The sequence below is a fragment of the Clostridium lapidicellarium genome, assembly GCF_041224415.1.
In the GTDB taxonomy this organism is placed as follows: domain Bacteria; phylum Bacillota; class Clostridia; order Clostridiales; family Clostridiaceae; genus Clostridium_B; species Clostridium_B lapidicellarium.
The window spans coordinates 33,951-47,153 of record NZ_JBGFFE010000003.1 but is presented as its reverse complement, the minus strand read 5'-3'; the positions used below and the strand labels follow the sequence as shown (position 1 = coordinate 47,153).

The 13,203-nt window shown below is 36.3% G+C and carries 12 protein-coding genes; 3 read left to right on the top strand and 9 right to left on the bottom strand.

Annotated elements, in window-relative coordinates; all coding sequences use genetic code 11:
• Positions 1-212 precede the first annotated feature (212 nt).
• Positions 213-794 carry a sulfurtransferase-like selenium metabolism protein YedF gene (yedF, locus tag AB8S09_RS03825; RefSeq protein WP_294182063.1) on the top strand — a complete coding sequence of 194 codons (582 nt, stop codon included), beginning with the start codon at positions 213-215 and terminating at the stop codon, positions 792-794.
• A 6-nt stretch (positions 795-800) separates the two neighbouring features.
• On the opposite strand, the gene AB8S09_RS03820 is transcribed toward yedF, so the two are convergent.
• On the bottom strand, positions 801-1,625 hold the full coding sequence (locus AB8S09_RS03820) for a carbon-nitrogen hydrolase family protein (protein ID WP_294182064.1): 825 nt from the start codon (positions 1,623-1,625) through the stop codon (positions 801-803).
• Between the two features lie 164 nt (positions 1,626-1,789).
• On the opposite strand from AB8S09_RS03820, the gene AB8S09_RS03815 reads away from it, so the two are divergent.
• A complete protein-coding gene (locus tag AB8S09_RS03815) occupies positions 1,790-2,560 on the top strand; it encodes a tRNA threonylcarbamoyladenosine dehydratase (RefSeq protein WP_294182065.1) in 771 nt (256 codons plus the stop codon).
• On the opposite strand, the gene AB8S09_RS03810 is transcribed toward AB8S09_RS03815, so the two are convergent.
• Both AB8S09_RS03810 and AB8S09_RS03805 read right to left on the bottom strand, forming a co-directional pair.
• On the bottom strand, positions 2,561-3,073 hold the full coding sequence (locus tag AB8S09_RS03810; RefSeq protein ID WP_294182066.1) for a DUF5673 domain-containing protein: 513 nt from the start codon (positions 3,071-3,073) through the stop codon (positions 2,561-2,563).
• Positions 3,074-3,101: 28 nt separating this feature from the next.
• A complete protein-coding gene (locus AB8S09_RS03805; RefSeq protein ID WP_294182067.1) occupies positions 3,102-4,280 on the bottom strand; it encodes an alanyl-tRNA editing protein in 1,179 nt (392 codons plus the stop codon).
• Positions 4,281-4,445: 165 nt separating this feature from the next.
• Here AB8S09_RS03805 and hutG point away from each other — a divergent pair, with 165 nt between their 5' ends.
• Positions 4,446-5,465 carry a formimidoylglutamase gene (hutG, locus tag AB8S09_RS03800; protein ID WP_369868513.1) on the top strand — a complete coding sequence of 340 codons (1,020 nt, stop codon included), beginning with the start codon at positions 4,446-4,448 and terminating at the stop codon, positions 5,463-5,465.
• A gap of 83 nt (positions 5,466-5,548) precedes the next feature.
• On the opposite strand, the gene AB8S09_RS03795 is transcribed toward hutG, so the two are convergent.
• The 6 genes from AB8S09_RS03795 to hutU form a co-directional block, all read right to left on the bottom strand.
• On the bottom strand, positions 5,549-5,923 hold the full coding sequence (locus AB8S09_RS03795; protein ID WP_294182069.1) for a hypothetical protein: 375 nt from the start codon (positions 5,921-5,923) through the stop codon (positions 5,549-5,551).
• A gap of 112 nt (positions 5,924-6,035) precedes the next feature.
• Positions 6,036-7,439, bottom strand: coding sequence for an APC family permease (locus AB8S09_RS03790; RefSeq protein WP_294182070.1), 1,404 nt, complete (start codon positions 7,437-7,439; stop codon positions 6,036-6,038).
• Between the two features lie 23 nt (positions 7,440-7,462).
• The gene (gene hutH, locus AB8S09_RS03785; RefSeq protein WP_294182071.1) at positions 7,463-8,986 is read right to left on the bottom strand and encodes a histidine ammonia-lyase; all 1,524 of its coding nucleotides are present in this window, start codon (positions 8,984-8,986) and stop codon (positions 7,463-7,465) included.
• 44 nt (positions 8,987-9,030) lie between these two features.
• On the bottom strand, positions 9,031-9,669 hold the full coding sequence (locus tag AB8S09_RS03780; RefSeq protein WP_294182072.1) for a cyclodeaminase/cyclohydrolase family protein: 639 nt from the start codon (positions 9,667-9,669) through the stop codon (positions 9,031-9,033).
• A gap of 14 nt (positions 9,670-9,683) precedes the next feature.
• A complete protein-coding gene (gene hutI, locus AB8S09_RS03775; protein WP_369868512.1) occupies positions 9,684-10,937 on the bottom strand; it encodes an imidazolonepropionase in 1,254 nt (417 codons plus the stop codon).
• Between the two features lie 40 nt (positions 10,938-10,977).
• The gene (hutU, locus tag AB8S09_RS03770; RefSeq protein WP_294182074.1) at positions 10,978-12,999 is read right to left on the bottom strand and encodes a urocanate hydratase; all 2,022 of its coding nucleotides are present in this window, start codon (positions 12,997-12,999) and stop codon (positions 10,978-10,980) included.
• Between the last annotated feature and the right edge of the window lie 204 nt (positions 13,000-13,203).

Below are 13,203 nucleotides of genomic sequence, written 5' to 3'. Positions count from 1 at the left end.
TAAATATCGTATAACATCATAACACAAATTTTAAGTTATACTGTATAAGTTGAAATATTCTGAATAGTACAAATTCATGTAAATTATCATATAACTATAATATTTATCTATAGCTTTACTATATACTATTTATAAAAAATATAATACATGCAATTGCCCTATGCTATAATTTACTTGAGTAAATCTAATAATTTTTGAAAGGTGGTATTTGAATGGAACATATAATAGACTGCAAAGGTTTAAAGTGTCCTCAACCAGTAATAAATACTAAAAAATATTTTGATTCAATAAAAGAGGGAACTGCTACCGTCATCGTGGACAATGATGTTGCTAAAAACAATTTGTTGAAATTTGCAAAGGGCAGCGGATTTGACAGTGCGGCAAAGCAAAAAGACAATCTATATTATATAACTATTACAAAGAATTCTGACAGCTGTGAATCAGTTGATTTTAAAAGTAAAAAGCTGACTATAGTTATATCCAGTAACAAGCTTGGTGTTGGCAATGACGAACTTGGAACAACCTTGATGAAAAGTTACCTGTATGCACTAACTGAAAGCAGTAATCTTCCGGCTGACTTGATATTTTTAAACGGCGGAGTTAAATTGACTACGGAAGGTTCTGATTCGCTGGACAATCTGAAGGCTTTGGAAAAAAAGGGAGTACACATTTACAGCTGTGGAACCTGCCTCGACTTCTATGGCTTAAAGGAAAAACTTGCTGTAGGCGAAATAACCAATATGTACACTATAGTTGAAAAAATGAATTCTTCAGATAATACCATAAAATTGTAAATGAATCTATAATAGACTTTTATATATATCTCTTCTGACATTTTTTAAAATAGGAAGAGATTTTCTCACTTTTTGTATATAATCTAAATCCAATTCCGATATTAGTATTCCCTCTTTTTCATCTAATATATTTATTATTTTACCCCATGGATCTACTGCAACAGAATATCCATAGGCGGCATAGGAGTAATTTGTGTTTCTTGCCGGAGATATTCCCACCATGTAAAGTTGATTGTCAACGGCTCTGCTCTTAAATAATGTCTCCCAATGATCAGGTCCTGTTGCCATGCTAAAAACTGCAGGGACAAATATGGCATTTGCACCTTTAAGTGCCATAATTCTTATGAGTTCGGGAAACCTTATATCAAAACAAATTGCTATCCCTATTTTACCCCATTTTGTATCTATTACAGATATCTTATTTCCTGGAGTCAATGTATCAGATTCTTTAAAGTTTACCTTGTTGTTTATGTTTACATCGAATAAATGTATCTTTCTATATTTCCCAATTAACTCACCCTTTTCGTTGAAGGTAAAAGATGTATTGTATAGATTGCCCTTTTCATCAATTTCAGGTATAGATCCTCCTATTAAATATATTCCAAGCTCCCTTGCTGTAGAAGACAGCATATTCAAAGTTTCACCGTAATTATGGGGGTTTTCCGCATATTTTTTAAAATATTTGAGGTTATAATAACAATTAAAAATTTCAGGCAAGGCTACTATTTCAGCTCCCCTTTTCACAGCTTCATGAATCATATACTGAGCTCTTTTTAGATTGTCCATTTTATTTGATTTTGAAATCATCATCTGGCACAAACCTATTTTCATTATTAAATACCCTCCTGCCCGCATGCTGTGCATGCTTTTATATATATTTAATTATAATTTATTGTAACTTACTATTCAACATCCCAGTTGCTTAAAGGAGCTCAAAATTATATAATTTTATTGATGCAATTAAAATATATGTACAATTAAGAGGAGATAATTAAATGAAGCAACATGCATTTTCAAGAACTGAGCTGTTAATTGGTACAGAAGCTCTGCAAAAATTAAGAGAAAGTACTGTGGTGATATTCGGACTGGGTGGTGTAGGCGGCTTTACTCTTGAAGCACTCGTCAGAGGTGGTATAGGCCATGTAGTACTTGTAGACGACGATACTGTATGTCTTACTAATATAAATAGACAAATACAGGCTAATTTTCATACAATAGGTAAATATAAAGTAGATGTTCTGAAAGACAGAGTCATGAGTATAAATCCACGCTGCAAGGTGGAAACCTACCGCACCTTTGTAAAAAATGACAACATAAGCAGGATCATACCGGATAATACAGACTATGTCGTTGATACAGTGGACACTGTGTCTTCTAAAATATCCCTGGTACTCTGGTGCAAGGCCAACAATGTAAATATAATAAGCTGCATGGGTGCCGGAAATAAAATGGATCCAACTAAATTCAAAATATCAGACATATATGATACAAAAATATGCCCTCTGGCAAAAGTAATGCGTCGGGAACTGAAAAGAAGAGGTGTGAAAGATTTAAAAGTTCTATATTCTGAAGAAGTTCCTCTAAAACCCAGAATTGGCGAGGTTGTAACTTGTAAAGAAGGATGTGTATGTGTGGGAGGCTCCAAGAAATGTCTCGCCAAACGTCAGATACCTGCAAGCAATTCCTTTGTACCTCCTGTGGCAGGAATGATAATAGGCGGAGAAGTTATCAAGGATATAATATATGGATACAACAACCACAGTTAATTAGTCCTCTGAAATAAAGACGTTTTTAGAAAAACATTCTTCTATTTTCTTTATTTCAGAAGGAAGCACCTTCCAATCCCTTATTTTTATTTTGCCATTTTTATCTTTTGATTTATATATAAGTATATTGCCTCTGCCTTCCATCCACTTCCATTGAACAATCTTTTTCCAATAAATGAAATTATAATATGTGCCGCTGTAAAAACTTTTTTCACCGATTCCAGTTGAAGTAATTATTTTTATTTTACTAAAGTCATACACGCTTACCAATATATAGGAAATAATCAATAGTGAAAGTATTGAAAGATAACCTGTGATCAATACATAAACTATATACACTGCGAGTCCTATAAAAATTAAAGATAAAATTTCTCTTTTCTCAGTACTCCACTTTAATTTTAAAATATTTTTTCCAAGATCTTTTTTAAAAGATCTTCCCTTTATAAAGGATATAAAAAATTGCACTATTAATGCCAGAAATAATACATCCTTTAACACATTATCAAAATACAAATATTTCACCCAATTTCTTAAATTATACTTATGCTACACTAGAATAAAGAAAATTTGAAAAATTTACCATGTCATCACTATTTGAAAAAATTCCTTGGGCCTGGCTGACATTTCCCCCACCCTTACCGTTAAAATTTTCTATATTATCCTTAAATAATTTTCCACAGTCAACTTCTTTTTTCAAATTATTCACGAGCAATATTCTCTTATCCCTATCTGAATACAAAATCAATATATATTTTTCAGGTTCTTCTTCTAAAATAGTAGAAGCTATCAATTTGATGTCTTCAAATTTTTTATCATCATATCCTTTTAAAATTATATTCGAAATTTTGTTTTCAATGATATTTTTAATTTCATACCTTATCAAAGATTTCTTCATATCTCTATTTTCTGCTATGAGCTCCCCCATCTTACTTTCTTCAGAATTTATCCTATCTTCTATATGAAGGATATCCGTTGACAGATTTCTGCCAAGATCCATGACTATCTGATGTTCTTTTTGAAACTCCAGCAATGTCCTGTTTCCACATTTAAAGTATATCCGTGTCATTTTCTTGTATTTTTCAGCTTTTAGTATCTTTAACATACCTATTTCACCAGTTCTGGATACATGAGTTCCACAGCATGGGCAGCAATCCATATTGGGTATTTGAACTATTCTCACATTTTCCACCCCTCTTTTTACTGCTTTTCTCAAGGGAAATTCCAGACTTTTATGTCTTGAAACCATATGCGTTTCTACAAGTTGGTCTCTGTAAATATATTCGTTTACCAAATTTTCCACTCTTTTTATCATATTTTTATCCATGGGTTCTATATCAATGTCTGCTGTCACATGTTCTTCACCAAGATGAAATCCCCTGTTATGCCCGTTGAATAAAGTGTATATCGCTCCAGACAGTAGATGCTCTCCGGAATGCTGCTGCATATAGTCAAATCTCCTTTTAAAATCAATTTTACAAATTACACATTTATTTTTGGGCTTATCTTCCATACAGTGATATATAATTCCATTATTTTCATATACATAATTTACCTTTAAACCGTCAATAGTACCTGTATCAGAGGGCTGGCCCCCGCCTTCCGGGTAAAATATGGTTCTGTCCAATACAATTTCCATTTTCCCATTTTTTTCTATAATGTCTATTATTTCAGATTTGCATTCACTGAGATATGAATTTTTGTAAAATAACTTTTCAGTCAATTTCTATCAACTCCTTGATTATATTATATACTTATTTTGGTTTACTTTATTTTTTAATTTACATAATATTTATAATGTTAATTAAAAAAATTAGTTTTATTTTCTGGAATAATTGTCTAAATTAAGGTAAAATATTTATAGTGACATTAAAGGGGGTTAATTTTTATGTTTGATTTCAATTATAAAACTACCGATAATTCCATTTGGAAAGGACGAATTGACAGCACAACTGATTTCAATGCTTTTAGATGGCATCAATGGATTAAAAATATAGATTTAAGAAATCCCGACTTAAAACCTTATACCGGTAAACTGGGATTTGGCCTTATCGGATTTTGCTGTGACGAGGGCGTTAAAATAAATAAAGGCAGAACCGGTGCCTCCAAAGGTCCTAAAAGTATCAGGCTTGAGATGGCAAATCTTCCCTGCTTTTTTACAAAAGATGTAAGATTATTCGACTGTGGAGATGTATATTGTGAAGGTTCTTCACTTGGAAGAAGCCAAAACCTACTTGCAGAAGCAGTATATAGAATTTTAGGTTTGAATCTCTTTCCCATTGTACTTGGAGGTGGCCATGAAACAGCTCTGGGAAACTACAAAGGCATGTTGAAGAATTTAGATAAATTTGATCCTTCACCGGACATAGGCATTATAAATTTCGATGCACATTTTGATATAAGGCCTTATAAGAATTATGGAAGCTCAGGCACCATGTTCAGGCAAATACATGACATAAATACTGCAAGAAACATAAACTATTCATACCTTTGCATTGGCATCCAAATCCACAGCAATACACTGGAGCTTTTCAAGACGGCTGACAGGTTGGGAATTGATTACATACTTGCAAAAGACATAAATGAAAAATCCAATCCAAAAGTGCTGGATAAACTATCCAAATTCATTGAAAAACACAAATACATTTATGTAACAACATGTTCTGATGTCTTTTCCTCATCCTATGCACCCGGAGTGAGTGCCACCCAGTCCTTTGGCCTTGATCCTGAAATAGTGCTGAAATACCTCAAATATATATTAAAATCAAATAAAGTGGTGAGTTTCGACATATGTGAGGTATCGCCCAGATTTGATCAGGATAATGCCACTGCAAATCTGGCGGCCGTCATAGTATTTTCCCTTGTAAACACACTGTGCGAAATAAAAAATCTATCTTTGCAAATTTAAAAAAGGGAGTGTTGTAAAACTATTTTTTAAAGTAGTTTTACAGCTCTCTGTTTTTATATTTCCGTATGACAGCTGGCGCTCATTTATGAATTTTTTTGATACATATATCTTTTTATTTCTCCAGGCTCTTGTACAAATTTAATATTCTCTGCTTCTTTTTTCTTATAAAGATATTTCAGGATCCATTTAGGATCGTCTATTATCGTTAATTTCTCTACTCTAAAATTTGTTTTATAAAACTTATTTATTTTATTGACAGAAGCTTGTATTTTAACAGACATTTTTTTCTCATTTTTAGCCACAACTTTTTTCCATACAAAAGTGTAACGGTTGGCATTGGCTTCTATAATTTTTTCCAAATGTTTTACAAGCTGGTAAAATAAATCTTCTATGGCATCTGGAAGATAATATTTTCTTATTTCGGTATAATTTTCATGTTGATAATTTGTTTTTTGCATAAATTAATTATACAATATTTTCAGGGCTTTCGAGCCCTGCATTTCATATATTTAAGCAAAAAAACGAACTGTTACACAAATTAATTGTGCAACAGCCCCTAATGATACCAAATTAATTTTTATTCTTATCCAAAGTAGGTTTTCTGTCATTCAATACACTATGTCTCATGCCATACATAAAATACACCAAAATCCCAGCTCCTGTCCATACTGCAAACCTTATCCAAGTTACACTTGGAAGATTAAGCATAAGGTACACACAGAATATCACCGTCAAAATGGGTGTAAATGGAACTCCGGGACATTTGAATTTTCTTTCAACATCCGGCATGGTTTTTCTAAGTACGATAACCCCTATAGATACAAACAGGAAAGCCGACAGCGTACCTATATTACATAGATCTATGATTACCTCCAAAGGCAGGAATCCACATATTACAGCAGTTACAATTCCAGTTATTACGGTACACATACCTGGAGTCTTGTGTTTATCATTCACTTTGGAGAATACATTTGGAAGCAGTCCGTCTCTTGCCATGACCATGAATATTCTAATCTGTCCATATAAAATTACAAGGATAGTTGAAATCATTCCTATGATAGCTCCCACACCCACCAAGGCGGATCCCCAGTTTATACCCACTCTGGCCAAGGCACTTGGAAGGGCATTATTTAAATCAATTGATTTAAAAGGTACCATCCCTGTGAGAATAGCTGCCGTAGCTATATAAAGTATAATAACTGTTACAAGACAAATAGCAAGTCCAATAGGTACATCCCTCTTTGGATTAGCTGTTTCCTCCGCTCCAGTAGATACCGCATCAAAACCTATAAAAGCAAAAAATATGATAGCTGCACCGGACATTACACCTTTGAATCCGTAAGGTGCAAAAGGATGATAATTTGCAGGATTTACATGAGTCATACCTATAAATATGAATATCAGTATCACGGATACTTTTATAACAACTATAATATCATTCACCTTGGAACTTTGAGTAACTCCAATATACAGTACCCATGTTATGATGCCCACGATTATGATGGAAGGCAAATCCACTATGCCGCCTGCCAGTGGAGAATTAGTAAGCTGGTGGGGTAAATTGATGCCGTAGGTTTTCAACACCCCTACAAAAGTTCCAGACCACCCAGAGGCAACTGCCGCCCCGGAAACAAGATATTCCAGCATCAGATTCCATCCTATGATCCATGCAATTATCTCCCCGAAAGCCACATAACAATAGGAATAAGTACTTCCAGCCACCGGAAACATAGTGGCAAGTTCAGAATAAGTAAGTGCACAGAGGGCACTTGTAATAGCAGCTACGGTAAATGAAATTATAACGGCAGGGCCTGCAAGTTGTGCCCCCTGACCTATGGATACAAAAACACCGGTTCCCACCATGGAACCAATTCCCAAAGCCGCAAGATCAAGAGAACTCAATCCTTTCTTAAGCCCACTTTTTTTCACAGAAACCCTAAAATCTTCTACGGTTTTCTTTCTTAACAGATTCACATATAATTCCTCCTATTTTTATATTATATTTCCAGTTTCACTTTCTCTTCAACTGATCTCAAAAGTTCTCCGCTTGTCACAAGCCCCTCGCACTTATCAAGATCTTTATACATTATTTTATCTTTTTCTATGAAATCCACTTTGTTTCTCACTGCCTTATAGGCTTCTTCAGTACCTTTCCCCAATTTAAGCCCCTTTCTGAAATCTATGGCCTGACATGCAGCCATAAGTTCCGTCGCCAGCACCCTGGCCGTATTGTTTACAATTTCCAGGCCTTTCCTAGCGGCAATAGTGCCCATGCTAACGTGATCTTCCTGATTCGCCGATGAAGGTATGGAATCCACAGAAGCAGGATGGGCAAGTATTTTATTTTCCGATACCAGAGCCGCCGCTGCATACTGTGTAATCATAAATCCGGAATTAAGCCCCCCATTTTTCGCCAAAAATGGCGGCAGATCGTTTAGCTGATAGTTTATCAGTCTCTCCAGTCTTCTCTCCGATATATTGGCTATTTCAGATACTGCAATTCCAAGGAAATCAAAGCTTAACGCCATAGGTTCACCGTGAAAATTCCCTCCGGATATAACGTCTGAATTATCAAATATAATAGGATTATCCGTAACAGAATTTATCTCTATTTTAACTTCCTCTTTAACATAATTTACAGCATCCTTACTGGCTCCGTGAACCTGCGGCACACACCTCAGGGCATAGGCATCCTGCACTCTCAAGTCACCCTGGTCAGTCATAAAGGTACTGCCTTCCGTCAAAGCAATTATATTTTTAGCTGTTTGAATCTGACCTCTGTGGGGCCTCAATTTATGTGTTCTCAAATCAAATGCATCCCGAACTCCCCTTAAAGCTTCCATAGTAAGAGCTGCCGTAATATCACTCACTTTTAAAAGATTTATGGCTTTATACAATGCCAGAGAACCAACTGCAGTCATTACCTGAGTCCCGTTTATGAGTGCAAGCCCCTCTTTGGCCACCAATTCAACTGTAGGTATGCCGGCTTTTTCCATAGCATCTTTTCCCGGCAAAATCTCTCCTTTAAACTCAGCTTCCCCCTCACCTATCATGGGCAGCACCATATGTGCAAGAGGTGCAAGATCACCGGAGGCTCCCAAAGAACCCTTCTCAGGAATAGACGGATGTACTCCTTTATTGAGCATATCCAGCAGTGTCTCAAAAACGCTCAGCCTTATTCCGGAATATCCTCTTGCCAGATTATTTGCTCTCAGCAGCATTATCGTCCTCACTATTTCTCTGGGAAATTTTCGCCCGAATCCGCAGGAATGTGACATTATCAAATTCTTTTGAAGTGTTTTGCACTCCTCTCCCGTTATAACTACATCAGAGAATTTTCCAAATCCTGTAGTAATTCCATATTTTACATCATTTCTGCTTACTATGCCATCTATTACCTTTCTTGAATCATTTATTTTTTCTCTGACTTCCTCAGTTATATGAACTGCATAATCATTGTAGGCAACATTTATAATATCTTCAATAGTAAGGTTTTCACCATTTAGAGTAACAATTTCCATATTTTCATTTCCCCCTTGTGATTTTAATACTTGTGAGTTAAATGTCAATCCAATTTACTCTCTACAATTTCCATTATTTTTTCTTTTTCCTGCCTGCTCTCTTTCAGCAGGCAACTGCATTTGCTCTTTAAATTTTCCTTGTAATTTTCATCTTTTATATTCCGGATATTAATCTTTACATTGAGAACCGCACCTTCTACTGCAGTTTCCACCAGGGAAGCCGCCACTCCCGCATCTGAAATTGCATTTTTATTTCCATAATTCACAGCAGTAAATATATATGGGTACAGCCTGCAGGCATTTTCAGCCACTCGAAGAGGAACCTCAAGCGACTTGCTGTTCCCTCTCCTTATGGCGTCTTCCCTCAATTTTACCTCTTCTTTTGTATTTTTAGGCATCTTATAAGCTCTCATCAAGGACATGAAAGATTCCGTATCTTTCTCCATAAAAGTCAAAAATTCTTTACTGTATAAATTCATATGATGCATAGAAGAGTCGATGGTACCTCTCAATACGTTTTCATATTTCAGATATTCTCTTTTCCCAATTGTCAGATTAAATACCATGCCGGTCAGCGCACTGGCCAAAGCCGCTGCAAGAGCCGAAACACTTCCTCCTCCAGGTGCAGGCGACTTTGAAGCTAATTCATCTATAAATTCCCTCAAATTAAGATCCTGTAACATAACTGCCTCCTAAATTAATACATTAATTTTCCCTTTTCCACTGCAATTTTTCCGTTTTTTATTACAGTATCAACTGCATTTACACCAAAATGGTATATAAGATAATCCAAATTTTTAGCATCGAATACAGTTATATCAGCTTTTTTCCCGACTTCAATACTTCCTATTTCATTCTCCCTTGAAATTGCAGCAGCACCGTTTATAGTCATGGCATTTATTATTTCTTCAGGCAGCATTTTAAGTCCAAAGCATGCAAAAGTCATGGTTGCCTGAAGGGATTCCGTTGGTGAAGTGCCTGGATTGCAATCCGTAGCCAGGGCTACTATAACCCCGTCTTTTATCATTTTTCTAGCCCTTGCAAATTTATTTAACATCAAATAAAATGATGTTGTTGGCAGGAGTACTGCAACCACTCCGTTTTCAGCCAAAGACTTTATGCCATTGTCAGAAGCAGATACCAGGTGTTCTGCAGATACTGCCTTTATTTCACCGGCTAGTTCCGCTGCAGATACGGATTCAACTTCATCCGCATGTATCTTGGCCTTGAGTCCGGCTTTTTTCCCGGCCTCTAAAATTCTTTTCGCCTCTCCTGTAGTGTATACCCCTTTTTCACAAAAACAGTCAATGAATTCCGCCAGTTCATGCTCTTTCACATAGGGAATTACAGAATTTATCATTAAATCTATATAAGCTCCCCTATTATCCTTAAATTCTTCCGGAACGGCATGTGCCCCTAAATAGGTAGATACTATATCAACAGGATGTTTGCCGTTTAAATTTTTGTTTACCTGAAGCAGCTTTATCTCATTTTCAAAATCCAGGCCGTACCCAGACTTGCTTTCAACAGTAGTAGTTCCATGAAGAAGCATTGTATCCAACCTGCTTTTTGTTTCATTTTCAATTCTCTCTATTGGAGTCTTTCTTACACTATTTACAGTACTGAGTATACCCCCTCCAGCTTTGAGTATGTCAATATACTTTACATTCCTGAGTTTTAGGGAAAGTTCTTTTTCCCTTGATCCGGCGTATACAACATGGGTATGACTGTCTACAAGTCCCGGTGTGACAGTCTTACCGCCGCCGTCTATTACAATCCTGCCGCTTCCCAAATATTTTTTATATCCATCTCCGCTGCCAACTTCTGCTATTCTATTGTTGTCTACAATTATATATCCATTATTAACTATGCCTGCATCTTTTAGATTTTCTTTTGTCTTGGGACAATTTCCCCCACAGGTAACAAGACAGCTTATATTTTTGATTATCATAATAATTATCTCCTTCTTATCAGTTAATAACAAGTATTTATTAAAATAATTTATCTACTGCATCTCTTACAACTTTTTCATCTGCCAAATATGGAAGAGTTACGTGATCCGTACCCGTATTATCCCTGTTAAACTGCACTGCGGTTTCAACAGCATGTTCATTTCTTGCCCACGAACGTCTTGAAACTCCACTCATCACATCCCAATTTATCCCTGATCTGATGATTTGATCCACTCTGAAACTTCCGTCCAGCACTAAGCCAAAACCGCCGTTTACAGCTTTTCCTATACCTACTCCCCCTCCATTGTGAAGTGATACAAGGCTCATTCCTCTGGAAGCATTTCCTGCATAACATTGAACAGCCATATCTGCCATCACATTGCTGCCGTCTTTTATATTGGAAGTCTCTCTGAAAGGAGAATCCGTTCCACTTACATCATGGTGATCCCTGCCAATCATAACAGGTCCTATTTTGCCTTTTCTGACCATTTCATTGAACTTCAGCGCTATGTTTATTCTTCCCTGGGCATCCTGGTACAGTATTCTGGCCTGTGTACCAACTACAAGCTGATTTTTTTCAGCATCCCTTATCCAGTTATAATTATCCCTGTCCTGATATCTCCTGTTCGGATCTATACATTCCATTGCGGCACTGTCGGTTTTTACCAAATCCTCTTTTTTCCCACTCAGGCAGACCCACCTGAAAGGCCCATAACCATAGTCAAAGAGCTGAGGTCCCATTATATCTTCCACATAAGAAGGGAATATAAAACCATCTTTTTCATCTACTCCATTTTTGGATATCTCCTTAACGCCTGCATCATATACAGCTTTCATAAAAGAATTTCCATAATCGAAGAAATAAGTTCCCCTGCCAACCAGACACTTCACCAGTTCAAAATGACGCCGCAAACTTTTATCCACTAATTCTCTAAATTTTCCCCTGTCTTCTGCAAGAAGTCTTGTCCTTTCTTCAAAGCTGATTCCCTGGGGACAGTATCCTCCTTCATAGGCGGCATGACAGGAAGTCTGATCTGACAGAAGATCAACCTTTATATTGTTTTTGACTATATATTCCAGCAGATCAACTATATTTCCACAGTAGGCAATAGATATGCTCTCTTTTCTCTCCAAATAATCCTTTACAATCTTGAATATTTCATCTAAATCAGAAGAACACTTTTTAACCCATCCCTGCTCGAGTCTTGTATCTATTCTGGACTTGTCAACTTCAGCTATCACTCCAACCCCCCTTGCTATCTCTATAGCCTTGGGCTGGGCGCCGCTCATTCCTCCAAGTCCCGAACTTACAAACAAATGGCCGCTTAAATCACCATCGTTTGGAATGCCAAGTTTAAGCCTCCCTGCATTTAACAGAGTATTGAAAGTTCCATGAACTATTCCCTGCGGTCCTATATACATCCAACCGCCGGCAGTCATCTGTCCATAATTTGCTACACCCATTTCCTCCGCAACTTCCCAATCTTTCTCGTTGTCAAACATACCCACCATGAGTGCATTTGTTATTATAACTCTGGGTGCTTCAGGTTTTGATCTGAAAAGTCCAAGAGGGTGGCCGGATTCCACAACCAAGGTCTGATCCCGGGTCATAACTTCAAGATATTTTTTTATAAGCCTGTACTGCATCCAGTTTTGACATACACTTCCCGTTTCACCATAAGTAACAAGTTCATAAGGATACAGTCCGACTTCAAAATCCAGATTGTTGTCTATCATAACCTGAAAAGCTTTACCTTCTACGCAATTTCCTTTATATTCATTGATTGGTCTTCCATAGATCCTACCTTCAGGTCTAAATCTATATCCATAAATTCTTCCCCTTGTAGTCAGCTCTTTTAAAAATTCCGGTATCAATTTCTCATGGTATTTAGGAGGAATATATCTCAGAGCATTTTTTAGGGCAGTTTCAGTCTGTAATTTTGTCAGATTAAATCCCCTATCCGGAGCTCTCCTTATTCCTTCCACAAATTTGGGCATTTCAGGCAGTTCATCATCTAATTTTACGGTCATAGCACTGCTGATATCCGCATTATCAATCATAATATTTACCTCCTGTAAGACTAAATTGTACATATATGAAAATGATATTCAATTATTTAAATATTGTATCAATTTCATCTATTTATATGCTACCTTAAATGCATCTCCAGAAAGTCAATACAAATTAAAATTTGATTTTTAAAATTCTGTATTTTTCATATATTGAAGACGTTTTATATTTAATTCCATGCAAATACTATGTTA